This window comes from Geodermatophilus africanus (assembly GCF_900107105.1).
Lineage (GTDB): Bacteria > Actinomycetota > Actinomycetes > Mycobacteriales > Geodermatophilaceae > Geodermatophilus > Geodermatophilus africanus.
Genome location: NZ_FNOT01000020.1, coordinates 1 through 25,632, shown reverse-complemented (window position 1 = coordinate 25,632; position 25,632 = coordinate 1). Strand labels below are relative to the sequence as shown.

Genomic DNA, 25,632 nt, shown 5'->3' with positions numbered 1-25,632 from the left:
CCGTGGACCTGCTCACGATCGTGCAGATGCTCCGGCGCCACTTGACCCTGAGTATGAGCGTCATCGCTCTCACGGTGCTGGGTGGCATCGCACTATTGCTCCTCACACCGCGGCAATATGAGGCCACGGCGTCCTTCGTGCTTGCCTATCCCCCGGCACCACCCACGGCCGAGCAGATCGCCGAGAATGCCGCACTGGGACGGATCAACTACAACAACCCTTACCTGCGCTTTACCAACGACTCCACGGTGGGTCAGGTGCTGTCCGAACGAGTGGGGTCCACCCCCGTGCGTCAGGAGCTGGTCGACGCGGGCGCCCACGACGGATACGCCATCGGGCCTTCCACGGCCTTCGGCTCCTCGGGACTGGTGGTCGGCGTGACAGCCACCGGTACGAGTGCCGCCCAGACCGATCGCACGATGGACCTAGTGACTCAGCGTATGCAGCAGGAGCTCGCGGACATGCAGGGGATCTACGGAGCCGATGATGAGGCGCTCATTACAGCCCTACCCGTCGCCGAGCCGAGCGCTCCGATGATGGTGTTGTCCGGCATCGCGCGATCGCTGATCGCTGTGGTTGCCATCGGTGCAATCGTCCTCTTCGCCGCGCTGTCCCTAGCGGAACGCCGTCAGTCGTCTGCAGCCCGTCAGCCCCAGCACCAAGGCACCCGGCGCCGAGGTCAGGTCGAGGGGGCAACGACCGCCCAAGAGCGGCCGATCGAAGCCGGGATCGGCGGTGTCGCTACGGAGTCGCCCTCGACGTCCCGACATGCACCGAGCGTCAAGCTGCCGACCTCCTGAATCTGTGGAGGAATCAATAGGGCCCCCAGTCTGGTTGACTCGTACCGTAGGGGTGAGGCCGCTGCTGCGGCGTGGGGGAGTCTTCGTATTCGACCGGGTGCGTCGACCGAGTCGGCGCTGCCGCCGGCGGCGGTAGTAGGTGCGCTGGATTCAGGTGATAATCGCCAACCGGAACTCTTATCCGGTGGCTCAGCGCTGCCGGTCCAGGACGTTCTTCTGCAGCAGGACGAAGAAGGACTTCATTGCCGCGTTGTCCCCGCAGGCCCCGACCCGACCCATCGAGCCGACCAGGCCGTGGTTGGCCAATGCCCGGACGAAGGCGTTGATCCTTCAGCGAGGCCGCAGCCTCCAGGCAAGGAGTCAACCGAACTGAGGGCAGTCCCAACGTCAGCTACGGAGCACTAGGTGCCGCTTGCGGCCGTTGACCTTCTTGCCGGCGTCCCAGCCGCGGGAGCCCTTGCCGACGGTGGAGGCGCCGGGCACGGTCTGGGAGTCCAGCGCGCCGGCCGAGGCGGCCGGATCGCGCCCGGCGCATCGCGGGCCGCAGCCCGCAGCGCGTCGTGGATGCGGTCGGTGGTCCCGTCGGCGGCCCATCGCTGGAAGTAGAAGAACACCGTCTCCCAGGGCGGGAAGTCGTGCGGCAACTGCCGCCACGAGCAGCCGGTCCGGGTCACGTACAAGATCGCCTCGACGACCCGGCGGCGCGGGTACTTAGGCGGGCGCCCGCCACGGGTGCCCTTGCCGCGGGTGCTGAGCACCGGGACCAACGGCTCGATCAGCGCCCACGGCTCGTCGGTTAGGTCCGAGGGATAGGCCGGGGAAGCGCCCATATCCCAGCCTCACCCATCGCCGGGCTGCTGTCAGCCCCCTTACTCAACACCTTCTGAGCTCGCCTTTTAACCCCAGCCGTGTCTGATCACCGAGCTGGGATTCAGGAGCTGGCATGAGGGCGGCCACCGCTGGATGCTTCGGAGTTGCGAGGCTTCGAGGCGACGGCGGTGGCCGTGATGGACAGTCTGACGCTGACCGATGGGGTTGACCAGAGCCTGATCACCGCGGGCCTGCAGCAGCTGCAGGACTTCCGCGACGGGCTGTACCGATGTCTGGGCCGGCGCCGAGATGCGTTGTTCGAGCTGGTCGACGCGCTGCTGGTAGCCGAGGCGGTGCCGTCGCTGCCGCATCTGAGCCTGGTCCCGACCCACCGGCGCGGCTGGGGCAGCGTGTATGCCGCGCTGGCCGCCGGCGAGGTCGACACCGAGCGGTTGGCCGAGCTGCTCGTTGCCCACCGGGACGGTGATGGGGCGCCGGTGTTCGCGGTGGATGCCAGCACTTGGGCGCGCTGCGATGCCGAGTGCTCGCCGGGGCGGGGGTTCTACTACTCGCCGACCCGGCACTCGGCCGGTCAGCCGATCGTGGCCGGCTGGTGCTATTCCTGGATCGCCCAGCTCAACCTCGACCGTGACTCCTGGACCGCGCCGATCGACGTCCGCAGGCTGGTGCCGGGCGAGGATCTCGGGCTGGCCACTGCCACCCAGATCCGCACCCTGACCGGCCGGCTGGGCCCGCTCGAGCCGATGCCGCTGTTCGTCTTCGACGCCGGCTACGACCCGATCGCGCTCACCGTGGACCTGGCCGATGTTCCGGTGGCGGTGCTGGTCCGCATCCGCGCCGACCGGGTCTTCTACACCGACCCGGCGGCCCGGGCACCGGGTCAGATGGGTCGGCCGCGCCGGCACGGCGCCCGATTCTGCTGCGCCGATCCGGCCAGCTGGCCGACCCCGCAGCAGACCCTGCAGGTCGACGATGATCAGTACGGCCGGGTGGCCGTGACCGCCTGGGCGGGGCTGCATCCCAAGCTGGCCGGCCGCGGCCGCTGGACCGACTGCCCCGCGCCGCCGATCGTGGCGGGCACGGTGATCCGGGTGCAGGTCGAGCATCTGCCCGGGCCCCGCGGTCGGGCCGTCAAGACCTTGTGGTTGTGGTGGGCCGGTCCCGGCACCCCGGACCTGGGCCTCTGCTGGCGGGCCTACATCCGCCGGTTCGACTTGGAGCACACCTTCCGCTTCTGCAAGCAGGCGCTGCGCTGGACGACTCCGCGGGTGCGCACCCCACAGCAGGCCGACCGCTGGACCTGGCTAGTGCTGGCCGCCTACGCCCAGCTGCGACTGGCCCGTCCGGTCACCACCGACACCCGGCTGCCCTGGGAACGCCGCCTGCCGACCTCCCGCCTGACCCCCGCTCGGATCCGCCGTGGATTCAGCCAACTGCTGCCGCGGCTGGGCACCCCGGCCAGTCCTCCGAAACCCTGCGGACGCTCACCCGGACGACCCAAAGGCACCCGACGAGGACCATCTCCACGCCACCCGGCCATCCACAAGACCGCCGCCTGAAGTTAAAGCCGAGCTGAGACTGAGACGACCAAGTGCCCGAGTCGGCGGACACGCCCGGACGCTACTGACCGCGCGTCGGACCGCGCACAGGCACGGGGCTCACTCCCTCGGTGGATGATCATCCCCGACTCGACGCTCCTCCGGCCGGCGCCCCCTTGTTAACGTCCAGCCTATGGGCGACAGGGCGCGGCCATGACCGCGGCGGATTCGGTGAGGTACGGGGCATGGCCGTCCACGACATCGCGATGATTGATGCAGTCGGTCGGCATGTGATGGAGACGGTCCTGGCGCTGCCCCGTCCGTGAGCCCGCATGGTGCAGGCCGCGCCCGCGACAGCAACTGATCGTGGAAGCGGGGCATCCATCCCGTGGTGGCGAGACGATGCCGTCGTCTCGCACGTGACCTCGAGGAGGAGCGGTTGCCAGAGCCCGTCACAGTCTCGGTCGTCGTGACGACCTACCAGCATGCTCGCTTCCTGGGAGCCGCCCTGGCCAGCGTGGCGGCACAGACGAGACCGGCCGACGAGGTGATCGTCGTCGATGACGGGTCCACCGACGACCCTGCGTCGGTCGTCGCACAGTGGTCGGGGACTATCTTCATCCGTCAGGACAACCAGGGGCTCTCAGCGGCTCGCAACACCGGCCTGCGTGCCGCTCGCTCGTCCTTCGTCCTGTTCCTCGATGCTGACGACCTGCTGACGCCCGTGGCCGTCGCCGCCGGGCTCGAGTGCTTCATCGACCACCCAGAAGCGGCTCTCGTCTACGGAGCACACCGACGCATATACGCCGATGTGAGCCCCATGGGCGGTCGCGTCTACATCCCTGCCGGTCACAATCCGCGTTCGACCCTGCTACGCGGCAATGCCGTCGCCATGCACGCCACTGCGTTGTATCGGCGAGACCGACTGCTGGTCGCCGGCGGGTTCGACGAGAAGCTCCCCAGATGCGAGGACTACGACGTCTACCTCCGGCTCGTTGAAGCGTGCCCCATCGCCTCGCACCCGGTGGAGACTGCCCTGTACCGCTGGCATGGCTCCAACATGTCCGACCATGCGCCAGCCATGCTCACGACTGCCCTACGGGTGCACTCGCGACACCGCCCTCGCCCCGAGGAGGCCTCAGAGCTCCACCACGCATGGCGTGAAGGACGAGCCAACTGGCGCGCCTGGTATGCCCGAGAGCTGCTCGACCGGGCAGACGGCTCCGGACGACTACCGGCCGCACTGACAGCTGCCCGGCTCGCACCTGCCTGGTTCGCACGAGCGGTGGCGCGGTCGACGAGCCGCCGCGTGGTGGAGCGCCTCCCTCGGTGGGCGCATGACATCCTCGCTCGTCGCGTACCTGCCCTCGGGAGGCGGCCGCGAGGCCGCGTCCGACTAGGTGACCTCGACCGGCCGCAGCCCATTAGCATGGACTTCGGTTGGAATCGCGGGACCCCGGTCGATCGCTTCTACGTCGAGCACTTTCTCCAGACCAACGCGGAGGACGTCGCGGGTCGCGTCCTCGAGGTCGGGGACGATGCGTACTCACGCCGGTACGGGGGGGATCGCATCGCAGTGCAGGACGTGCTGCACGTGCACGCAGGCAACCCGGACGCGACCATCGTCGGGGACATTGGTGAGGCTGGAGTCCTCCCTGCAGACGCGTTCGACTGCATCATCCTGACGCAGACACTCCACCTGGTGTGGGACATGTACGCCGCTGTACGACAGCTCCACGGCGCGCTGCGACCAGGAGGCGTCTTGCTCCTCACCGTCCCCGGGATCAGTCAGATCGACCGCGGAGAATGGAGCGACCAGTGGTATTGGTCGCTCACACCAGCGGCGGTCCAGCGGCTCCTCGGCGAGGTCTTCAGCTCCGAGTTGGTCAACGTGGAGAGCCACGGCAACGTGTATGCCGCAACAACCTTCCTCCAGGGTCTGGCCATCGAGGAGGTCGACGTGCGCGGGCTCATCCCGCGGGACGTGGCCTACCCCGTCGTCGTCACGGCCCGCGCCCAGAAATTGCCCGTGAACCCGATGCCGGTGGTCTGACCCCGCTTCGGCTGACGGGCGGCAGCCGTCGGAATCACGCGATGGTGCCGCGGAGGCCCTCCCACGGGCACCTCCGGCCCCGCCGAGCATCCTGCCGGACCGAGGTGGTGTGGCCTTGAAGAACGGGGATCGTCCTGCGGCCGCTCAATCAACGAGATCGGGGCGACGAGCCCGTGACGTCGAGGACCCGCTGCGCCGGGTCGAGCACCGCCATCTCCGCCCGAGCTCTTGAGTTGGTCGGCCCCCTGGTCCAATCTGAGCAGCCCGACGACGCACCTGTCACGGTCGTCGAGATGAGAACCTGAGTGCGTCCGGCGGCCCTCCCAACCACGGTGACTGGCTCCCGGGCGAGGGCTGACCTACGAACGTCGGGATTGTCTAGCTCCACCGCTCCGCGTGAGTGATACGCACGGAGGTTCGCTTCGCCTTATCCTGGACCGCGCCAGTCAGCCCAAGATGCCGCATAAGCCGCTCCACCACGCAGCGGGCGACCGGAAGGCCGCCCTCCCCGGTCCAGGATCCGCCAACTCTAGCGCGCCGTAGGCGCCGTAGGCGCCGTAGGCGCCGAGGTGACCCCTACACCTGCATGACCTCGGCCTTGAGCTGCTCATCGGCGAGCGCCCGTGCCGACGGTGACCGGGCGTCGGCAGCGTGCCGTCAGGGCATGGCCACGATGAATGCCGCGCTGACAGGCTTCGCACGATGCCTCAATCCCCGATGTTCGTCACCGCCCGGGCGTCTCGACCCTCCTCTCCTCCACTCACGCCGGACTGAGCGGTCGCACGACAACGGGGTGTTCGTAGACGAGGACGCGGTCGGGTCGGCCCCGGTCGTTCCCGTGGAGCGTGAAGGTGGCTGCCGCAGGTTCGTCGAGGAACTCCGTGTGTGCGGTGCCGAACCAGACCCCGACGACGAAGTCTCCGACGTTGAGGACCGGTGGCAGGTTCAATTGGGCCGTGTACTCGCCTGCCTCCAGCCGCGCCGGCTCCCTGTCACTGACCGCTTGGTCAATGACCCGGACGCCCTGGCTCGTGCTGACGTAAAGGGCGATGTCCATACCTGGGACCAGCTCGGCCAGGGAGAAGTCGACTTCGATGCTGAGTGAGTCCTCGCGCATCATCGCCTGTCCGGAGGGCCCCCTCGCTCCGAGCACCCGGACGCCTTTGACGGTGACGGGACCGCCCCGCACCACCGCGTATCCGACCCCTACGGGAGCAAGCCCGGAAGACAGGTAGTCCCTGACCAGCTCCTTCGAATCGCCCTCAGCCCGGATCTGCCCGGCGTCGAGCCACAGTGACCGGCGACAGAGCTTGCCAAGGGTGTCGAGATCGTGGCTCACGAAGACGACGGTGCGCCCCTCCTTCTCGGCCTGCTCCATGCGGCCGAGGCACTTGCGCTGGAACTCCGCGTCGCCCACCGCGAGGATCTCGTCCACCACGAGCACGTCGGGCTCCAGGTGGGCGGCCACCGCGAAGGCGAGGCGGAGGTACATCCCACTCGAGTACCGCTTGACTGGGGTGTCGAGAAACCGTTCGACACCGGAGAAGTCGACGATCGCGTCGAACGCCCGCGCGATGTCACGCCGAGCCATCCCGAGGATCGCACCGTTCAGGTAGATGTTCTCGCGGCCGGTGAGCTCCTCGTGGAACCCCGTACCGACCTCGAGGAGCGCCGCAACTCGGCCGCGCGTCCTGGAGACGCCACGCGTCGGCGCGGTGATGCCGGTCAGTACCTTCAGGATGGTGCTCTTGCCGGCACCGTTGCGGCCGATGATGCCGAGCGCCTCACCATCCGCAACGGTGAAACTCACGTCGCGCAGGGACCAGAGTTCAGGTGCTGCGCCAGGACCTCGGCCGATGAGGGTCCGCGCCATCGCCACGAGCGCCTCACGAGCATTCGTGCGCTCGCCGAGCGTATATCGCTTGCTGACCCGATCGAACTGGATGCGGTCCACGTCAGATCACATCGGCGAAGGATCGCTGGGCGCGGCTGAAGTAGACGAGCCCGGAGATCAGGACGAGAGCGGCCGACCCGGCGGAGACCATCAGCGACCACCCGGGCCACGGCGTCCCGAGCAGCGCCCAGCGTCCCAGGCCGATGACGCCGACCATCGGGTTCACTGCGTAGACCAATTCCTTCCAGCCGCTCAGGAGGGTCGCCGGATACGCAACCGGGCTGGCGAAGAGCCACAACTGGAGGACTGGCGCGACCGCGTGCTGGATGTCTCTGTAGCGGACGTTGAGCGCCGCCAACCACAACGAGACACCGAAGGCCGAGACGAGCAAGAGAAGCAACCAGAATGGGGCCGCGAGGAGACGAACTCCCGAGAAAACCCCGAACCATGCGGCCAACGCACCGACGAGGACCAACGACATGACGAGGTCGATCCCTGGCGGGAGGAGGGATGCGGCCGGGGCAGCCATCCGTGGGAAGTAGACCTTCGTGACAAGGCTCGCGTTGTTGACCAACACGGTACTGGCCGAGGCAACGGTGCCGGAGAAGTAGGTCCACGTCACCATGCCGACGAGCGCGAAGAGGGGATAGGGCACCCCCTCGCTCCCGACACCCGCCAGGCGACTGAAGACGACCGTGAAGATCGCGACGCTGGCGATCGGCTGTGCCAGCACCCAAATCACGCCCAGGACCGCTTGGCGATAGCGCAAGCGCAGATCTCGCAGGGCTAAGTAGCCGATCAGCTCACGGGCTTGCCACAACGCAGTCCAGGGTCGTCCACGGGACACGCCCGTGACGGTGTTCTCCGTCCATCTCTCTGTCAGCCCCGCCGGTTGCACGGCAGCCATCATGACCCGTGAAGCGGCCACTGACCTGTGGTCGCGCACTCGAACGCCACCGGTTGGAGCCCGCTCGCGAACCACTCCACCGTTCGAGCCGGCCCGTCGGCGATGTTCCCGTCGGGCTTCCACCCGAGGACCTTGCGGGCCAGCGCGACGTCGGGCTGTCGCACGTGCGGGTCGTCCTGCGGACGTGGGATGGACTTGGTCGAGGACGACGACCCGGTCACCTCTAGCACTGGCGCGCAAGATCGAGCACCGACATCTCCACCGGAATGCCGATGCTGATCGGACCGGGGTCGTCGGAGCGCGTCAGCTGACACACCTTCGACCAGGTCGTCGACGTAGCAGACCGACCGCGTCTGGTTACCGTCGCCAGCGGGCAGGGGCCGGCCAGTGAGGGCCTGCCGGATGAACGTGCTGATGGCTCGGCCGTCGTTCGGCTCACGGCAGTGAGCTGGGCCGAGTGGTGGGCGTCCCGGAGCAGTGACAGTCTCCGCCGGTGCGCAGGTCAGAGACGGTCCGCACCGGGCGTCCTCCCCGGCTCAGCGGCCTGGCGTTGACGGTCCCGGCTTGGGTCGCGCTCCTCCTGGCAGCCTGCACGTTCTGGGTGCCGTTCACCGGCGATCAGGCCCTGTTCGCCACGGTCAGCGAGCAACTCCTCGACGGACACGCCCTGTACGGCCGACCCTCGTCAGCGCGGTGCGGTCTCACCGGTCGACGTGCCGGGGTGACTCACGTCCACCGCGACGACAGTCACGTTGTCGCGCGCGCCCACGCTCTCGGCCTCAGCCGTGAGCGTCATGACGACCTGCTGCGCATCACCACCGGCTAGGAGCAGCTGCGCGATCCGGTCGTCGGCCAACTCGCCTGTCAGTCCGTCGGAGCAGGCGAGATAGCGGTCGCCCGGCACGACGGGGTACAGGACGACGTCGGCGTCGGGACGGGGGCCGACACCGAGCGCGCGGGTGATGATGTGCCGCTGCGGGTGCGTGGCGGCGCTCTCGTCGGAGATGTAGCCGGCGTCCAGGAGCTCCTGAACGACTGAGTGGTCCCTGGTGACCGGCTCCAGACAGCCCTCGTGCCAGCGGTACACGCGCGAGTCGCCGACGTGGAACACCGCCCACTGCGGCCCCTCGCCCTCGTCCACCAGCGCGACACCCGCCACCGTCGTCCCGGCGCCGGCCTTGTCCGGCCCACGGAAGCCGCGGATCTCGCCGTCGGCCCGCTGCAGCGCCAGCCGGATGGCCTCGACGGTCGTCGTCCCACCGGAGGTCAGGGACCGCAGCGCCTCGACGACCGCCTCGGCAGCGGCTGCTCCACCGGCGTGGCCCCCCATCCCGTCGGCGACCGCGAACACCGGCGGGGCGGCCAGGTACCTGTCCTGGTTGTCCTCCCGCTGGCCCACGGCGGTGGCCGCTCCCCACGTCAGCTCGACCGGCGGCATCCACGCTCCACAACACGCATCGACGACAGGACGCCCCGCGGGGAAGACGAGGTGGGCTGAGCGTAGGTGGTCGGCGACACGCCGGCAGGACGCCCACCGGCGACCGCACCCGACGCAGAATGGGTGGCGATGCGCTCTCCCCGTCTCGGAGCCGTCGTCGGCTCCCTGCTCTGCCTGCTCCCCACCGCCTGCGCCCAGCCGACCGGCGGCGCCGGAACGGCGTCCAGCACGTCCAGCGCCACTCCCTCGCCCAGCTCGAGCGCCGAGATCGACCCGGTCGACGCCGTCCTCGCCGAGCTGGACCGCCGCGAGCAGGTCGCCCAGCTGATCGTCGTCGGGGTCGCGCTCACCGACCTCTCCCCCGCCGACGACTTCGTCGCAGAGGGCATGGGTGGTGTCTTCCTCCAGGGCCGCAGCAGCACCCCCGCCGACGAGCTGGCCACGGAGACCGCACGGTGGGCGGAGTCGGCCCCCGGGCCGCGTCCGTGGATCGGCGTCGACCAGGAGGGCGGTGCCGTGCAGACGCTCTCCGGCCCGGGCTTCGCCGACCTCCCCCCGGCCGCCCACCAGGGCGCCATGTCGGACGAGGAGCTGGCGGCGCTCGCCGACGACGTGGGCGCGTCGCTGGGCGGTGCGGGCATCAACCTCAACCTGGCGCCGGTCGTCGACGTCGTCCCCGCGGGCACCGAGGACGCCAACGCGCCCATCGGCGCCTGGGACCGCCAGTACGGCAGCACCGCGGAGGACGTCGTCCGTGCGGCCGGCGCGGTGGCCGACGGCCTGGCCGCGCACGGGGTCACGCCCACGCTCAAGCACTTCCCCGGCCTGGGCCGGGTGGCGGAGAACCCCGACGAGAGCCGGGACGTCACCGACGACGTCACCACCCGCGAGGACGAGCAGGTCGCCGCCTTCGGCGCGCTCGCCGGCTCGGACGCCGAGCCCTTCGTGATGATGTCGTCGGCCACCTACACGCATATCGACCCCGGCACGCCGGCCGTCTTCTCCCCCGTCGTCGTCGACGACCTGCTCCGCGGGCAGCTCGGCTTCGACGGGGTGGTGATATCCGACGACATCGGCGCCGCCCAGGCCGTGCAGGACACCCCGATCACCGAGCGGGCGGTCCGCTTCATCGAGGCCGGCGGCACCCTCATGCTCACCATGGACGCCGGCGCGGTGGACGAGATGGTCGACGCCGTCGTGGCCCGCGCCGAGGCCGACCCCGCGTTCGCGGCCGAGGTCGACGAGGCGGTCCGCACGGCGCTCACGGCCAAGGCCCGCGCGGGGCTGCTGGGAAACCCGTGAGGGACGGCGTTACCGACCGTCCGAGCCGGCGTCACACGCACGTCCTCCGTCCCGGTGAGCGGCCCAGCCGTTGAGGTGACCATGCAGTGCCACCGGCTCCGGAGTCGTGGTCGGCGGCCGCACCCTCGCAGTCGTGATCGGCTTCGGGAGGGCACGCGGTGCGGCGCGGCGGGAGTGGCGGCGGTTCGAGACGCCGGAGTACGCGGCGGCCGTGTCCCTGGAGGTCCGCCTCCGGCAGGAGCACGGTGACCGCCGTGCCGCCCGGTCGGTCGCCTTCGAGGCCCTCGAGCAGGTGCGGCGGCGCTCCGGCTCGCCTCAACTCACCACGCTGGCCTATCGCCGGACCCTCCGCATCTCGTCGGACGCCCTGCGGGACCGCCGCGCCCAGGGGGTGGGTCCGCAGCGCCACGACGGATCGCGGCCCTGGGGCCCGGGTCGGTGAGGGAGACGGGAGCCTCGTCTGCCCGGCAACGGTGAGTGGGCGGTCATCGACGGGGACGTGCGCCGCCCCGGCTACCGTCGAGGTGTGCTCCGCTGGCTCTTGGCAATCGTCATCGCGGGGATCGTGTCGGCCTTCGCCTTCCTCCTGCTGACCGGGGAGTACGTCAACGACGGCGCCGTTCTCGTCCAGCTCAGCGAGGACCGCGGCATCCACGAGGGCGACCTCTTCATCACGACGGGCTGGGCGATCGCGCTGCTGTCCGAGGCCGGTCTCCTGTTCATGGGAACACGCGGCCGGAACTGATCTGGGTCAGCTGGCGGCGTCCATCTCCGGCCAGGACTCCGCCAGCCGGGCGAACCAGGCCACCTCCTCGGCCAGCCCCCTGTCCAGGTCCACGGTCGGCCGGAACCCGAGCAGCTCGCGGGCCCGCTCGGTGCGGCACAGCACGGTCCCGGCCCGCCGCGCGCCGACGTGCCGCGGCGGCGGGGGCAGCTGACCGCGCTGGGCGGCCACTGCCTGCCGCACCCGCTGCGCCAGCGCCACGGTGCGCTCCGCCGTCCCGCTGCCGGCGTTGACCAGCCGGAACCGGTCGCCGTCCGGCGACACCGCCGGCGGCCGGGCCACCGCGCGCAGGACCAGATCCGCGGCGTCCTCCACGTGCAGGTAGTCGCGCAGTTCCAGCCCGTCCCCGGCGATCGTCGCCGGATGCCCGGCCAGCCCGGCCCGGATGAACGTCGGCACCGCCCACGGCATGGTCTCCCCGGGCCCGTAGAGCGTCGTGAAGCGCAGCACCGTGGCCTCCGGACCGCCTGCTGCGGCGACCACCCGCAGCTGGTCCTCCAGCGCCAGCCGCGCCGCGGCAGCGGAGTCCTCCGGCGTCGGCCGCATCGACTCGTCCACCGGGGTCTCCGGCGCGCGCCCGTAGACCTCCACCGAGCTGCCGAGGACGACGTGCCCCAGCCCGTCCCCGAGCGCCGCGAGCAGCTCCAGGGTGCCGGCCACGCCCACCGCCACGTGGTGCCGCGCGGTGCCGGTCGCCGTCCGCTCCCCCCGGGGCACCGGGACCGGGTCCAGGTGCACCAGCTGCTCGGTGCCCGCCGCCCGGCGCGCCACCCGCCGGGCCGCCTCGGGCCGCCACCACTCCGGCTCCTGCACCAGCTCGACGACGCCCTCGCGGATCGCCCGCCGCACCGGCTCACGCCACCCCGGGTCGGCACCCACGACGGCGACGCGGCACCCGGCGCGCAGCAGTCGAGGCACCAGCGCGGCCCCGAGGAAGCCCGTGCCGCCGGTGACGAGCACCGGCATGCCACGCAACCGACCGTCGTCCACACCGTCCGGGTCGGTCCCCCGCACGCCCCCACCTCCTCGGCGCGACGTCCGCGCCCGTTGGCCGACGGAGGCTAGGGGCGGGGCAGACGCGACGGAACCGTCCGGTCCGCGCCACGGGGGTGGCGTCCGCGTGTGCTGACCGGGCGTGTCGTCGTCGGGCCCCGGCGTGCCGCCCGCCCGGGACGGAGGTCCCTGCCCGGCGACGGCCCAGCCACGAGGGGTGATGGGGCGGGGCCCATGTCACCCCGAGGGGTGGGACGCCTCCAGCAGGGCGGGAGAGAATCCGATCACACGGTCATGCCCATCGCGCACAATCCGTTCTCGGTCTCGCTGCCGGTCTCCTCCCTGCTCCCGCCGGAGGACGACGTCACCAGTCTGCTGCCCGGCCCCAACTCGGTCTCGGCCCACCTCGCCGAGCGCCTGGCCGTCGTGCCCACAGTCCCCGGGGCACTGATCGTGCTCGGCCTGATCCGGCGCCACGAGACCGGATCGACCGCCCCCGGCAGCCTCGCCGCCGCCACCTCGGTCGTGGCTCGCTCGCTGCGCGGCGACGACTGGCTGGGCCGCTCGGGCCCCGACGAGTTCGCCGTCCTGCTGCGCGGCACCGCCGCGGACGCCGAGGCCGCCGCCGCCCGCATCGTCGGCGCGATCACCGAGCTCGACATCCCGGGTCTGGGCGCCTGCGCCGGCGTCACCGCGCTCGAGGAGGGCACCACCGCCGCCGAGACGCTGCGCCGCGCCGTCCTGTCCCTGCAGACCGCTCGCTCGCAGGGCGCCGGCCGGGTCATCCGCCACTCCGGGACCCGCTGAGCCGACGGGCGTCCCCGACGCCGTGGACGCCCGTCTCAGCTCCTCCCCCGCCGCCATCGGGCCAGCTCCGCCCGCAGCCGTGTGGACTCCGCGTCGTCCCCCCGCGCGCGGGCCCGCCGCAGCGCCCGCCTGAGCCGGGCGCGCCGCGACACCAGCACCCACGACACCGCCGCGAGCAGCGCGAACCCGGTCAGCCAGCCGAACACCTCGGGGTTGCCCGGCGCCCCGGTCGCCTCCCACACCGCATAGCCGATCACGTAACCGAGGACGACGACCAGCAGCACCGGCACCGCGAAGACGAAGACCCCCACGTCTCCTCCTTCGCCGTTGCCGCCCGCGCCGGACGCACCCGCTCAGCGTGCGCCGAGTCGCGGCTCCCCGCCCGCCGGCCACGTCCCTGCCGGATGAAGTGCCGCTCCCGACGACTGCTCCTGCAACGACCCCGCTTCCTCGACCGCTGGAGGTGGAGTGCCGAACCGGAGCAGGGGCACCGAGCGGTTGCGTCTAGTCCTTCCTCCCGCCAACCTGACCAGACCGCACGGTGTGTCCGTCGCCGCTGCCGGACCGAGCAGGAGGGACCGGAGACGTGCCGCGCATGTTCCGAACCCGGCCATGCGCCTGGCTGCTACCGCCGGTCGTCGCCGTCGCCATCGCCCTGATCGACGTGGTGTTGAGATCTCGGTTATGGCCGCTACCGGTCGTCGGGCTGCTCGATGGACCCGCGCACCTCGCCACGGCCTGGCTCGCACTCCGGGCACTGGCGCCCCGCAGCACGCCGCCGTGGCTGTGGGCGACGGCACTGGCGGCATCCGTGGTGATCGACGTCGACCACGTCCCGATGTATCTGAGCGACGGCGGCTTCACCGTGAACGGGGGGCGGCCACCCACGCACAGCCTCGCTCTGGCCGTCCTGCTGGTGGCGATAGGCCTGGCCGGCCGGGCAACGCGGTGGGCGCTCGGCGCGGCGATCGGGGTGCTCCTGCACTTCGTCCGGGACGTGGCCACCGGTCCGGGCCTCCCCCTCCTCTGGCCGGCGAGCCACACGGCCATCCTGGCCCCCTATCAGGCCTACCTGATCGCGGTCGCCGTCCTGGCACTGGTGGCCGCTTACCGCAGCCGTCCCCGCACGGAGATGCAACCGGTCCAGGCGTCGAGCCTGCAGACGTCGGAGTCGCGGCCGCAGACATCGGATCAGGGCCGGCCGCCGCCGTGAAAGCACCCGTGTCGAGTGGAACGGGACCGGGCGTTCGACAGCGCACGACACCGCGGCTGCGCCCCGGCCACACACCCTCACGCCACGGGGCCATGCTCCAGCGGGTGAGTGCGCCTGACCGACCTCGACGCCTCGCTGGTGGAGGCCCACGGTAGGACGGGCTCGGCGGATCACCGGTGCTCCGCACCGGTCGGCGCCCGGCGCCGCTCCAGGTTCCTGCACTCCCAGCCGGGAGGCGGCCGCGCCCTTCCAGGCTCCTCAAGCCGTGCCACCGCCGTTGCGCTGCACCGGCACCATCACCGCCCGCTCATCGTGCGGCTGAGTCTGCAGTCAACTGGCGGCGGCCCTCCACGGCGGCAGGTAGTACGTCTCCGGCGTCGCCGGGATGTCGCCGGTCGGGAACAAGGCGTCCGCTTGGGTGCGGTAAGCGCGGATCAGATCCGGTCGACGGTGGATGCCCTCGTCCCACGTGATGCGCGTCAGCCGGTGCGCCGAGAGATAGGTCGGGTCCGGTTCATGCCTCCTGTCGTACGGAAAGTCGGAGTAGTGGACGCGGGTGCGGTGCCGCTCGCCGAGGCTCCTCGTCAGCAAGTGGTCGACGTGCCGGCCCACCCCCACAGGACTCAAGACGACTGCGGCATCGATCCGCTCGGCCAGGGTCCGCACCTCGTGGTGGAGGAGTTCGAGCAGCGCCCGGTCGCCGCGTGAGACGCGCCCCCGGTCGATGTCCAGCCGGAAGGTGGGGTACCGGTGCACGACCTCGGGAACGACGCGGCCGATCCGGGTCAGCGTCCGACCCACCTGCCGTTGGCGGAAGAGGGCGTCGGTGATCCCCAGGTGGACGTGCTCGACGCCCAGGCCGGCGAGGACCTCGATGTCCTCGCGGCGCCGTTCGTCGTACAGGTCCAGCGCGCCCGTCGCCGCGCACTGGCGCAGATAGGTGCACGCGGCACGGGTGTGCGGCGGCGGGGCAGCGGCGGAGAAGACCGTCGCCACGGTGATCGGCAGCCGCCTGCCGAGCGTGCTGAGCAGCGCTCCGCAGGACAGGACCGCGTCGTCGAGGTGGGGAGACAAGAAGAGGAGTCCCCGACCCTCTGCCTCGGCATCCTCCATCAGGGCGCGGAGCTGATCACTCATGACGCGACCCTCGCCGCGACGGGCCTGTCCCGGCGCAACTCACGAAGGAGCACCACTGCGACGAGGGCGACGCAGAGACACCACAGGGCCGGCAGTGTCCGAGCCGCGGCCAGCGCCGCTGTCAGGGCCACGGCGACCGCGAGGCCGAGCAGCGCCCGGCGGAGCGTGCCTGCGGGCAGCAGGGGGCCTGCGGCGGTCCAGACCACGCCGGCCGCGGCGAGCGCTCCGAGGGCGACACCGACGGCCAGACCGGGTACCGCCGCCATACGCCAGCCGAGGAGGGTGCCCGTGGTCAGCAGTCCCGCGGCGACCAGCAGGGACACCTGGGCTCGTCGGTACGCGTGCAGGGCCAGCAGGACGGTGGTGAACATCGTGACGGAGGCGAAGCCGACCCCGGCCGTAGCGAGGACCGGCATCAGCCGCAGCGAGGCGGCGTAGCGCTCCGGGAAGACGAAGAGCATCACCTCGCGCGGCACCGTGGCGACCACGGCGGCGGCGGAGAAGGCAAGGAGCGCGAAGGAGCGCAGCGTCGCCCTGAGGATGCCGGGGACGTCCGGGGCGGGGCCGCGGAGCAGTGGGAAGGCCACGGCGACCGCGCCGGCGGCGATGAAGACAGGGGCCTTGGACAGGGTCGACAGCGCCTGGTAGCCGGCGCTTTCCAGGGGGGGTGCGTGGAGCGCGGCGATCAGGACGACGTCGGCGCCGATCAAGGACGAGGAGATCAACTGGGTGAGCGCGATGTCCCCCGTCTCGGTCCACCGCCGACGCTCCAGGAGGACCTGTGGCCGCCAGGCCAGGTCACGGCGCATCGCGCTCGGTGCGGCGAGCAGCACGATCGCGACCCCCACTGCGAAGCCGGTCAGCGCGCCACCTGCCCCGAGGCCCAGGAGGACCACGCTGACGCTGACGAGCACGCGCGTGGCCACCTCGGAGAAGGTCATGACCGCAACGCGGACGAAGCGCAGTTCCCCGTGCAGCCAGGCCCACACCGGGCTGCACGCGAAGAGGACCAGAGCCGAAGCCACGACCGCGACCACCACTGTCGGCGGTGCGAACGTCGCCGTGATCAACCCCGTCACCAGGGCGGCGACTGCGCCGGCTGCTGCCGCGATCGACCAGGCGAACGCCATGCCGCGATACCGCTCCTCCGAGCGGCGGGGGTGCCCACTGATCACGTGCATGAGGGGCAGCGGGATCAGTGCCGAGGCGAAGACCCCGACGGTACCGAGCAGCGTAGCGGCCGCTGCGTAATCGCTGAACGAACGCGCGTCGAGGAGGTGGGCGAGCAGCAGCGAGCCGCCGTAGCTGAGGACTGCCACTGTCCCCATGGCCGCCGACACCACAGGTCCCTGCCGGGTGACGAGGCTGCCGTTCGCGGGGGTCGACGAACGGTCGTCTCCGGCAGCGACCGCACCGACCGGGGTCGCCCCTGCGCTCATGGCCGTTCCCCGTCCGGACGCCGGTGACGCAGGGCCAGCACCCGGCCGGCTGCGGCGTGCAGGCCCTGATCGGCGGCGGTCACGGGAAGGCGTTCGAAGCGGAGCACCTCGTAGGAAAGGGGGGCGGCGCCGAGCCACTCCTTGAATTTCGCCACTCCGGAACCCGGGTCCGAGTCGCCGAAGTGGAACCAGCGGGCGTCTCCGCGGCAGGCGTCCTCGATGGCCAGCGACTTGAGCAGTGCGCCGGCGTTCGTGCGCTGGGCCCGATCCTTATCGATTGCCGACATCCAGGAGACGACGTGCTCGCCGGACGTCAGGAAGACGTTCACGGCCACGGGCTCACCCTCCAGGTGCGCCGTCCACACGCGCAGCATGGGCCGCAGCAGTCGAACGGCGGAGGCCAACTGGTGAGCGCGGTCCCGCCGTTGCTCGACCAGGCGCGCCAGCCAGCGCGGCTGCTGGCGCTGCTGCGCCCACCGGTCCACCGATCGGCGGTTGAGTTCGGTGAAGTCCGCCACTGCCCGGTCGTCCACATCCGTGCGGATCTCGAGACCGTGCTTCTGCCCGGAACGGATGTTCTTCCGGGCGACCTTGTGGAACCGGATGGACCACACCCTCTCGAAGCCGCCTTCCAGGTCCAGGACGTGTCCGAGGAGGGGAACCCGCAGCGCGCCCTCCGGTGCGACCGCCGCCCAGGTCGGTGCCACCAGGGGATTCGGGCTCAGCGAAACGCGTACCAGGGGGCGCCGGGCCAGGTCGGCGAGGACGGCCTCGGCCTCAGCAGAGGACGGCTTTCCCCCCGGGACCAGCACCCCGCCGTTGCCCATACCGTGCGGCATCGACTCCTCAGCGACCCTGACGCCGGCCCACGTGCGGCTGAGCAGGGGCAGGACCATGCGGCGCCCGTGCGGGAACTCGTACAGCCGGCTGGCATCGGTGTGGCGGCGTGTGCGACACAACCAGTCCGTCCACTCGGGCGTTTGGGTCGGCAGGGCGAAGGGGTCGGCGTCCAGTACCTCGCGCCACGCGGAGCGTGGCGCCGGCGAGACGACGCGCACGTCCCGGAGGTCGACGGCTGGGGGGATACGAGTGGTCCTGGTCATCTGCGTGTCTCCGAGCGGGACGGGGCGGACGGAGCAGAGGGCTGGGAACGGGAACGGCCGACAGCTGAGAGGTAGGCGTCCGCCTGCCGGCGGGCCAGGTCGTCCCAGTCGAACCGAGTAGCGAAGGCACGGCCGGCCGCACCGAGGGCGAGCACCCGATCCGGAGCGGCGTACAGGTCGGCGAGCTCGTCTGCCATGGCCGCGACGTCGAAGGGCGGCACCAGGCGGCCACAGGCCCGTGGCACGACCTCGCGGAGGCACGGGATGTCGAAGGCCACGACAGGCGTGGCCGTGGCCAACGCCTCGACGGCCACGATGCCGAAGGTCTCGGCCCGTGACGGCACCACCACCAGGCGGCTTCCCGCCAGCAATGCGGCCTTCGGCTCTCCCGCCACCCAGCCGACGAACCGGACGCGGTGCTCGATGCCCAGGCGCCGGGCGAGCTGCCGGACGCGGTCCTCGTCGGGTCCCACGCCGGCGATGACGAGGTCCCCGTCGATCCGGCTCTCGGCCGCCGCCCAGGCCTGCAGCAACATGCCCAGGCCCTTGCCCTCGAGTTCGAGGCGCCCCAGGCACAGGACGTCTCGGCCGAGCTGAGTCGGCCGCGCGAACAGGGCGGGGTCGACCCCGTTGCCGATCACCTCGACCTCGGCAGTGGGGTTCATGGCCGACACCCGCTCGGCGATGCCCTGCGAGACGGTGATGAGCCGGCGATGGGAGCGCACCGCCGCGCGCTCGATGAGGTGGAACGGCAGCTTGTACTGGCGCGCCTTCTCCCGGGCGTGCAACCACTGGACCATGCCGATCACCGGCCGGCGGGTCCAGAGCGGGACCGCCATGCTGGAGAACGGCGGCAGGGAGTCCTCGATGATGACGTCGGCGTCCTGGTGAGCCCAGACGGCGCCAGGCAGCAGCGCCACGTAGCCGAGCAGGCGGGTGAGCCGGTTGGCGCCCTTACCGATCCCTACGTGCTCGTACCGCACCCCGCCTCGCACATCGTCGACACAGCCGGGGTAGCGGGTGGTGAGGACGGTGACCTCCATGCCGGTGTCAGCCAGCCGTCGGTTGATCTCCTGGGTCCGGACGGAGCCGCCACCAGCGCCGGGCATGACCGGGTCCTCGAACCCCAGGTGCAGGACGCGCAGCGGGGCGGGGTGCAGGGCCCGCCCGGTCATGCGCAGCTCTCCTCGACCGAGATCCCGCTCGGGTCGTCTTTGACGGCGCGGATCTGGGTGGCGAACATGCCCAGAGTGGCTGGGGCGCTGCACAGGTCGTCCTCGAAGGCCCACATCAGGAGTGACAGCCCGCAGTCGCGGGCGTACTGGGGCGCCTGCAGCATCTGCTCGGCAAGGCTGTCGGTCAGGGCGTTGCCCCCGGTCCGCGGCGTGTCCGGTGACCCAGGGTTCTCCCCGATCACGTCCAGGCCAGCGCTCCGGGCGTTGGCGATCGTCCAGCGGAACGAGGACCAGCGCACCACCTCGGGATCGCTCTCCAGGTCGCGGTCGCTGTCCTCAGGGCGGCAGCTGTCCTCGGCCGGGGACCGTCGGCGGGCCGTCACCGCCGTGGCGTCGTCCACGCTGGCGGTGTCGGCAAGCACCGCACCCTGCCGAGGGCTCTGGGACTGTGCCAGCCGCTGTGCGATGTGATGCAGCTGCTCGGGGTAGTACAGGCCGGCCTCGAGGCTGCCGTCATCCGTGGCCATGGTCCTGCCGTCGAGCCGGGCGGCCACGGCTGCGGTGAGGTCCCGAGGCAGAGCGCCCCGCCCGGCCAGCGGCAGGTGGATGTCCCGCTCGAAGCCCTGGTCGCGAAGTGTCTGTGCCAGCCAGATCACCGCGTCCGCCACCGACTGCGAGTACCAGCGGAACCAGGTGCGGACGTCCTCGGGTCGGACGTCCCTACCGTTCCAGGTCGGTGAACCCGGCGTCCATCCCGGCATGGGACTGACCGAGACGTCCTCGGCGAGCCCGGCGCCGGTCTGGGCAGCCTCGTCGAACGCCCAGAACGGACGGGCTGTCGCGGGGCTCGTACTCTCCGTCGGGTAGCCGAGTTCGCCGTTGTACCCCGTACCGACGCGGATCGCCGCGACCGAGTTGAGCAGCACGACGCGGTCGAGTTCGGCCAGGTATCCCCTGACAGCGTCACGGACTGCGGCGCTGAAGACCACGTTCGGGACGTCAGCGGGCCCGAGCCCGCCGGCTTGGTCCCGGTACGTGCCCGCGGCGAGCTCCCCCACCCAGGGCGGCGCCGCGTGCAGGCCGAGGGTCAGGACCACGCTGAGACCGGCTTGAGCGCACGTGTCCAGCATCTGACGCACCCGATCCTGATAGACCCGGTCATACCGACCGGGAGCAGGCTCGAACGCGCCCCACGTCAGCTCGACCTCGGCGTACCGCACGCCGGACGCGCGCAGTGCCGCGACCCGGTCCGGGTCGCACGTGGACCCCAGGACACCGAAGTTGAGCCCGGGACCGTCGTCCATGGCGCTCTGCGATCGCGTCGCCGTGACGAGCACGGTAGTGGCGGCCAGGAGCGCGAGTCCGGCGGCCAGAGCTCGCCTCCGGAACCGACGTCGGGCGGGTCGTGCGGCGTCGATAGCCACCTCAGGGACCGCCATCGTGGCTCCCGCTGGTGTGCTGACCACCGGTGCCGGCGTCGAGCGCCTCCGGCGGAGGGCCGCCCACGCCGTCCGCGGCACCTCTCTCCAATGTCTCCCGGTCGATGAACCACAGGAGTGTTTCCCCATTGGTCTCTCCCCTGTCGAGAAACAGCACCGTCGCGTGGCGTTCCAGCCAGGACAGCAATTCGGGATGGGCCATCGCATAGCCCTGCTCGATCGGATGGCTCACCGTCAGCACGTACTGGGCGCCGTTCTCGTGCAACAGCGGGGCGGTGGTCCAGAGCCCGTACCGCGGATCGAGGCCGAACGCGCGGGCCGACGTGTCGTTGGTGACGCCGACACGGGCTCCGGCCGGGAGCTCCTCGGCGGCCCACCTGTCGTACTGCAGGAAGCCGTCGTCGTCGGCCAGTTCCAGCCGCAGGCCCATGAAGACGGCCGCAGCGAGGAACAGCGACATCAGCACCGTGGCGGGTCGACGGAGCACCGGCCACCGGCAGGCCAGCTCGACGGGGGCGATAGCGATCGCCATGACCGACGCCAGCACGACCGGGTAGCCGAACTGCTCCTCGAGGGTGCCGAAGGCTGCCAGGTACAGCCCGAGCATCCCCATGATCATGGCGGCGAGGCCGACCAGCCGGCGCCCCGGATGACGGCTGAACGCGGCGATCAGGCCGGCCAGTGGGCAGATCGCCAGGAGCACGTAGCTGGTTGCGTACTGCTGCGCCTCCTCGATGAGCCGGCTGACCAGGCTGGGCGCGTTGGGGGCGTTGAAGCCACTGATCTGGGGTTCACCCGAGAGCCGGGCCAACCCCTGTTGCTTGGCCTCAATCCAGTTCCCCAGGTATCCGGTCAGCCACAGCACCGACAGGTAGAGGGTGTACGGCAGCGCGGAGCCGACCAGGAAGACGGCGGCCTCCCGGAGGCGGAGCGTGTGTCTCCACAGCACCGCAACCAAGACCGGCAGCACGGCGAACACGACGAGCACGTCCTTGGTCATGACGCCGTAGCCGGCGAGGACGCCACCCCCCAGCAGACGGAGGAACCACCGACCGCGCTCGGGTCCGGCCAGGTAGTCGATGACGACGAGCAGGCCCGCGATGACGAACAGGCAGGCCGATGTCTCGAGGAACACACGGCTGTTGTTTCGCAGCACGAACGGCTCCACGACCAGGACAGCCGCAACCCAGAGCGCCGGTGCCGTCCCGGCGATCCGACGGATCAGCAGGAAGGCGAGAGCGACCGTCAGCGCGCCGAGGACGGCGGTGAGCCACCGGAGGTCGTAGACGAGCGTCATGCTGTCGGCGGTCTCCAGCCCCAGGACCCGGATGACGGCGCCCGCGATGAGGAAGAAGCCTGGTGGATGGAGGAAGAAGGGGCCGTCGGCGAGCCGGGGCATCTCACCCCGGCCCGCCGACGCACCGAGGTCGGCGTACAGCATCTCGTCGACCCACAGCTCGAAGCCGTGGACCAGCCCGAATGAGCGGACACCCAGGGCGACGCCGGCCACGGCCGCAGCGAGGACGACGGGCGAGGAGTGATTGACCCAGCCGTCGCGCACGGCCACCAGGGCCCGGGGGACCCGCAGGGCGGGTCCCCCGGCGGCGCGCGCGCGAAGGTCTGCGGCAAGGGTCACGCGATTCTCCCGGTGCCCACGGGAGGGATGTCGACGCGGGGGAGCCTGGACCCGGTCGGGCCGGCGAGCAGCAACCGGCGGTCGACGAGCCGCAGCGAGACGCCACGCGCCCCGATGCGGTTCAGCACAGCCGGCGCGTCGAACTCGTCGCAGCCGGTCAGCACGACCGACGTCAGGTCACCCTCGTCGACCACCTCGTCGGTGACCCGCACCGCCGCGCGGACCGCATTCGCGCTCGTCCGCCGAAAGCGTGCCAGGACGGCCATGTCGGAGCGGGCGGAGCGGCGGTCGAGTTCCCGGCCGGACCGGCGGACAGTGACCCTGCCCATCTCCGAGAGCACGACGCTGGCGAGGAGATCGGCGCTGCGGTCCCAGGAGAAGCACGCCGCCCAGTCGCGGCAGGCGCTCGTGATGGTTCGGGCCCGCTCCGGGTCGGCGAGCTGTTCGATCGCGGCCACCAGCGCGGCCCCGAAGTCGGCCGGCCGGTCCACGAGCCACCCGGTCTCCTCGGCGAGCACCGAATCGCGGATCCCGGGTGCCTGGAGTGCCAGGCAGGGCACACCCCAGGCGGCAGCCTCGATGACCGAGCAGCCCCAGCCCTCCGCGACCGAGGTGGAGGTGGTGAGCCACGCCTGGTCGAGGAGCGTGTCCCGCACCTCGTCCGTCACGCGGCCGTGGAACCGGACGGTCGACTGCAGGCCGAGATCGGCGGCAAGACCCTGCAGTCGCCGGCGGTCCGGGCCGTCCCCCGCGATCTCCACGCGGAGACCAGGAAATCGTCCGGCGGCCGTGGCCACGTGCTCGAGCAGCAGGTCGATCCGCTTGTGCGGGACCAGCCGGCTGACCACGACGACGGTGGGCACGGCGGCCCGTCCGCCGCCGGCTACAGCGGGGGGGACCGTTCCGTTCGGCACCACGTGAACGGGCCCGGTGAACCTGAGCCGTCGGCGCAGCTCGGTGCGCGTGGACGGGGAGACTGCCGCAACGGGACGGTCCGCATAGACCCGGCGGGCCAGCGGTCCCTCGAGCAGCCGGCCGACGGCCGCCATCGGGGCGCTGAACCGGGTGGCGAACTGATCCTGGTGCACGTGATGCACGACTTGGACGACGGGCACCTCCCTGCCGGCGAACAGCGGGGCGAAGAAGGGGATACCGTTCTGGCAGTCGACCACCGCGTCGAAGTGGTCATGGGTACGCAGGAGCCGGACGGCGGTCTGCGCATACACCGACAGCGGTCCGCCTGCACGCAGCACGCGCATGCCGTCCAACCGGTCTCTCGCCGGCTGGCCATCGGCCGCGGCCGTGAACCACGTGACGGCGGCTCCGGCCCCGACCCAGCGCCTGCCGATCTCGTGCATGTACTGCTCGGCCCCACCGGCCAGGGGGTGCCGTATGTCTCGCCAGTTCAGCACCAGGATCCGCGCGTCCCGGAGTCCTGCCACCGTGCCGGTCACGACGTCCACCCCGCAGTGAAGCGCGGCAGGCTCAGCACGTCACCGAAGCTCGCTATGCCGTCGTGCCAGCACCGGAACGACGACCCTCTGGCGTCAGTCCAGGTCACCGGCAGCTCGACGATCCGGTGACCGTCCCACTGCAGCTGGCGTAGCAGTTCGACATCGAAGGCGAAGCCAGTCGTCCGGCAGCTGACCAGGGCATGGGTCACCGCTTCGCGCTCGAAGAACTTGAAGCCGCACTGGGTGTCCCACACGTCCTTGACGAGAGTCCGCGCCAGAAGGCGAAACGCGGCTCCACCGAGCCTCCGCCCCGCAGGCTGCGGCTGGGCGAACTGCGCCCCGGGCGCGTGTCGGGAGGCGATCACAGCCGACGCGCCGCCCCGGAGGTGGACCATCGCTGCGGCGAGGGTTTCCACCGGCGTGGCGAGGTCGGCGTCGAAGAAGCCCACGAACCGGGACCTGCTGCTCAGCAGGGCGCGCCGTACGGCAGCTCCCTTTCCTGGACGGGCACAGCCTACGAGTTCCACCGGCACCCGGCTCCCGGTGCGGTCGGCGAGGGCTCGGACGACGTCCGCGGTGTCGTCACAGCTTCCGTTGTCGACCACGACAACGCGCGAAGACCAAGGCTGTTGGCGTAGGAACTCGACGGTTCTCTGCAGGGTGGTCGGCAGGCGGCGAGCCTCGTTGAACGCGGGGATGGCCACCTCGAGCTCGACGGCGGAGCGCCCCGTTTCGAGGGTGCCGACGACGGCTGCTGGCGCCGCGGCCCGCTGTGCTGACGCTGGGCCGGGGTGGAGCCGTAGCGGGTGGTTGACGATGCGCTGAGCGGGAACGTGGATCGTGCGTTCGGAACTGTCTGTCTGACTCATCGGAGCGGTTTCCTCAGGTGCAAGATGGTCGTGACGACGCAACGGATTGGTGCAGGTGGGCTCAGGGTCGGGCTCGTTATGGGCGGTCGTGACCGCCGTGGCGATGCAGGAGGGAGGGCGCACGGCGCCCCGGCACATGCCGTGCGGGGTCAGTCGGGACGGACTCCCGGACGGTCGGCGTCTCGGACGGGCCGGCTGGCGTTGTCGCAGGAGTAGCGGGCGGAGCTCCCGCTTACGGAGCGGGTGCGGACGTCGCGCAGCACGGCGAGTTGCGCTACCGAGCCGGAGCTCTGGCCGATCACTGTTCCGAATCCCCCGCAGTGACCCCCGGTGCCCACCGGTGAGGCCGGTCCCGGCGGGGGCGCGCTCAGGGGAGTGGGCGGAGTGGTGTGGTGAACGGGCTGACCTGGTGCGGCCACAGGACTTGTATCAGACAGGGTGGCATGCACATCGTCCACGACGCTGGCCTGGCCGACCCGAGCCGCACCGCCGACCGAGGACTCTGCCAGCCGGCGGTCCTCCGTGACTGCGGGGGCGCCCGGGGGTGTGGCAGGCACCGACGGCGGGATGGGCAAGTCCACGGCCGAGGTCGCGACCGGCGCGGTCAACGTGCCGACAGGCGACGATGACGACGGCTCGGGCGCGCGCCTCGGCGCGTTCGGCTCCGGCGTAGCCGGGACGCTCCGCGCCTCCGGCTGCGTGGTTTGGCTGTTTCGCTGCAAGTCCTCGAGCGGGTCGCGGTCCCAGTCCTCAGCGCGGGCGGTCTCGGCGTCGCTGTTCCGCTGCCAGCGCTCGAGCGGGTCGCGGTCCCAGTCCTCAG

The 25,632-nt window shown here is 71.2% G+C and carries 23 protein-coding genes and 2 pseudogenes; 9 read left to right on the top strand and 16 right to left on the bottom strand.

Annotated features, from left to right (window positions below; all coding sequences use genetic code 11):
* The first annotated feature begins 2 nt into the window (after positions 1 to 2).
* Positions 3 to 800 (top strand): YveK family protein, encoded by a 798-nt coding sequence (locus BLW63_RS22975; RefSeq protein ID WP_091161472.1) that lies wholly within the window; start codon positions 3 to 5, stop codon positions 798 to 800.
* Between the two features lie 153 nt (positions 801 to 953).
* Here BLW63_RS22975 and BLW63_RS26385 read toward each other — a convergent pair.
* A pseudogene (locus BLW63_RS26385) lies at positions 954 to 1,130 on the bottom strand (IS3 family transposase); the annotation flags it as partial.
* Between the two features lie 242 nt (positions 1,131 to 1,372).
* Positions 1,373 to 1,630, bottom strand: a pseudogene (locus BLW63_RS29090) (transposase); the annotation flags it as partial.
* A 177-nt stretch (positions 1,631 to 1,807) separates the two neighbouring features.
* On the opposite strand from BLW63_RS29090, the gene BLW63_RS22965 reads away from it, so the two are divergent.
* Together BLW63_RS22965 and BLW63_RS22960 are read left to right on the top strand one after the other, a co-directional pair.
* Positions 1,808 to 3,190, top strand: a complete 1,383-nt coding sequence (locus BLW63_RS22965) for an NF041680 family putative transposase (protein ID WP_091161544.1) — start codon at positions 1,808 to 1,810, stop codon at positions 3,188 to 3,190.
* 418 nt (positions 3,191 to 3,608) lie between these two features.
* Positions 3,609 to 5,222, top strand: a complete 1,614-nt coding sequence (locus BLW63_RS22960) for a glycosyltransferase (RefSeq protein WP_139263749.1) — start codon at positions 3,609 to 3,611, stop codon at positions 5,220 to 5,222.
* 760 nt (positions 5,223 to 5,982) lie between these two features.
* Here BLW63_RS22960 and BLW63_RS22955 read toward each other — a convergent pair.
* The 4 genes from BLW63_RS22955 to BLW63_RS22940 all read right to left on the bottom strand — a co-directional run bounded on the left by BLW63_RS22955 (position 5,983) and on the right by BLW63_RS22940 (position 9,461).
* Entirely contained in the window at positions 5,983 to 7,176 is a 1,194-nt protein-coding gene (locus tag BLW63_RS22955) for an ABC transporter ATP-binding protein (RefSeq protein ID WP_211517248.1), read from the bottom strand.
* A gap of 1 nt (position 7,177) precedes the next feature.
* On the bottom strand, positions 7,178 to 8,014 hold the full coding sequence (locus BLW63_RS22950) for an ABC transporter permease (RefSeq protein ID WP_170856928.1): 837 nt from the start codon (positions 8,012 to 8,014) through the stop codon (positions 7,178 to 7,180).
* An 8-nt stretch (positions 8,015 to 8,022) separates the two neighbouring features.
* Positions 8,023 to 8,529: an NAD-dependent epimerase/dehydratase family protein gene (locus tag BLW63_RS29085; protein WP_211517254.1), complete on the bottom strand. Its 507-nt coding sequence runs from the start codon at positions 8,527 to 8,529 to the stop codon at positions 8,023 to 8,025.
* Between the two features lie 179 nt (positions 8,530 to 8,708).
* On the bottom strand, positions 8,709 to 9,461 hold the full coding sequence (locus BLW63_RS22940; RefSeq protein WP_091161460.1) for a PP2C family protein-serine/threonine phosphatase: 753 nt from the start codon (positions 9,459 to 9,461) through the stop codon (positions 8,709 to 8,711).
* 129 nt (positions 9,462 to 9,590) lie between these two features.
* Here BLW63_RS22940 and BLW63_RS22935 point away from each other — a divergent pair, with 129 nt between their 5' ends.
* The 3 genes from BLW63_RS22935 (at position 9,591) to BLW63_RS22925 (ending at position 11,508) form a co-directional block, all read left to right on the top strand.
* Entirely contained in the window at positions 9,591 to 10,763 is a 1,173-nt protein-coding gene (locus BLW63_RS22935) for a glycoside hydrolase family 3 N-terminal domain-containing protein (RefSeq protein WP_139263745.1), read from the top strand.
* A gap of 133 nt (positions 10,764 to 10,896) precedes the next feature.
* Positions 10,897 to 11,205 carry a hypothetical protein gene (locus tag BLW63_RS22930; RefSeq protein ID WP_139263743.1) on the top strand — a complete coding sequence of 103 codons (309 nt, stop codon included), beginning with the start codon at positions 10,897 to 10,899 and terminating at the stop codon, positions 11,203 to 11,205.
* 84 nt (positions 11,206 to 11,289) lie between these two features.
* A complete protein-coding gene (locus BLW63_RS22925; protein ID WP_091161453.1) occupies positions 11,290 to 11,508 on the top strand; it encodes a hypothetical protein in 219 nt (72 codons plus the stop codon).
* Between the two features lie 6 nt (positions 11,509 to 11,514).
* Here the strand turns inward: BLW63_RS22925 and BLW63_RS22920 are convergent, their stop codons facing one another.
* Positions 11,515 to 12,561 carry an NAD-dependent epimerase/dehydratase family protein gene (locus BLW63_RS22920; RefSeq protein WP_091161451.1) on the bottom strand — a complete coding sequence of 349 codons (1,047 nt, stop codon included), beginning with the start codon at positions 12,559 to 12,561 and terminating at the stop codon, positions 11,515 to 11,517.
* 273 nt (positions 12,562 to 12,834) lie between these two features.
* Here BLW63_RS22920 and BLW63_RS22915 point away from each other — a divergent pair, with 273 nt between their 5' ends.
* Positions 12,835 to 13,347 carry a diguanylate cyclase domain-containing protein gene (locus tag BLW63_RS22915; protein WP_091161449.1) on the top strand — a complete coding sequence of 171 codons (513 nt, stop codon included), beginning with the start codon at positions 12,835 to 12,837 and terminating at the stop codon, positions 13,345 to 13,347.
* Positions 13,348 to 13,382: 35 nt separating this feature from the next.
* Here BLW63_RS22915 and BLW63_RS22910 read toward each other — a convergent pair whose 3' ends face one another.
* Positions 13,383 to 13,658: a hypothetical protein gene (locus BLW63_RS22910; protein ID WP_091161447.1), complete on the bottom strand. Its 276-nt coding sequence runs from the start codon at positions 13,656 to 13,658 to the stop codon at positions 13,383 to 13,385.
* Positions 13,659 to 13,942: 284 nt separating this feature from the next.
* Here BLW63_RS22910 and BLW63_RS22905 point away from each other — a divergent pair, with 284 nt between their 5' ends.
* Positions 13,943 to 14,560, top strand: coding sequence for a metal-dependent hydrolase (locus BLW63_RS22905; RefSeq protein WP_139263739.1), 618 nt, complete (start codon positions 13,943 to 13,945; stop codon positions 14,558 to 14,560).
* Positions 14,561 to 14,890: 330 nt separating this feature from the next.
* Here the strand turns inward: BLW63_RS22905 and BLW63_RS22900 are convergent, their stop codons facing one another.
* From BLW63_RS22900 to BLW63_RS22865, 8 genes are all read right to left on the bottom strand, one after another.
* Entirely contained in the window at positions 14,891 to 15,697 is an 807-nt protein-coding gene (locus BLW63_RS22900; RefSeq protein ID WP_211517247.1) for a PIG-L deacetylase family protein, read from the bottom strand.
* Positions 15,694 to 17,025, bottom strand: a complete 1,332-nt coding sequence (locus BLW63_RS22895; RefSeq protein ID WP_139263737.1) for a polysaccharide biosynthesis protein — start codon at positions 17,023 to 17,025, stop codon at positions 15,694 to 15,696. Before BLW63_RS22895 ends, BLW63_RS22900 begins: the two co-directional genes overlap by 4 nt.
* Before the next feature lie 107 nt (positions 17,026 to 17,132).
* The gene (locus BLW63_RS22890; RefSeq protein ID WP_170856927.1) at positions 17,133 to 18,194 is read right to left on the bottom strand and encodes a GNAT family N-acetyltransferase; all 1,062 of its coding nucleotides are present in this window, start codon (positions 18,192 to 18,194) and stop codon (positions 17,133 to 17,135) included.
* 41 nt (positions 18,195 to 18,235) lie between these two features.
* Positions 18,236 to 19,414: a glycosyltransferase family 4 protein gene (locus BLW63_RS22885; RefSeq protein ID WP_211517246.1), complete on the bottom strand. Its 1,179-nt coding sequence runs from the start codon at positions 19,412 to 19,414 to the stop codon at positions 18,236 to 18,238.
* On the bottom strand, positions 19,411 to 20,751 hold the full coding sequence (locus BLW63_RS22880) for an alpha-amylase family protein (protein ID WP_139263735.1): 1,341 nt from the start codon (positions 20,749 to 20,751) through the stop codon (positions 19,411 to 19,413). Before BLW63_RS22880 ends, BLW63_RS22885 begins: the two co-directional genes overlap by 4 nt.
* 88 nt (positions 20,752 to 20,839) lie before the next feature.
* Positions 20,840 to 22,489 (bottom strand): ArnT family glycosyltransferase, encoded by a 1,650-nt coding sequence (locus BLW63_RS22875; RefSeq protein ID WP_139263733.1) that lies wholly within the window; start codon positions 22,487 to 22,489, stop codon positions 20,840 to 20,842.
* Positions 22,486 to 23,943 (bottom strand): glycosyltransferase family 4 protein, encoded by a 1,458-nt coding sequence (locus tag BLW63_RS22870; protein WP_244522746.1) that lies wholly within the window; start codon positions 23,941 to 23,943, stop codon positions 22,486 to 22,488. Before BLW63_RS22870 ends, BLW63_RS22875 begins: the two co-directional genes overlap by 4 nt.
* On the bottom strand, positions 23,940 to 24,812 hold the full coding sequence (locus tag BLW63_RS22865; protein ID WP_091161432.1) for a glycosyltransferase: 873 nt from the start codon (positions 24,810 to 24,812) through the stop codon (positions 23,940 to 23,942). Before BLW63_RS22865 ends, BLW63_RS22870 begins: the two co-directional genes overlap by 4 nt.
* Positions 24,813 to 25,379: 567 nt before the next feature.
* Here BLW63_RS22865 and BLW63_RS27525 point away from each other — a divergent pair.
* On the top strand, positions 25,380 to 25,632 hold a 253-nt coding region (locus BLW63_RS27525), incomplete at its 3' end, for a hypothetical protein (protein WP_211517245.1).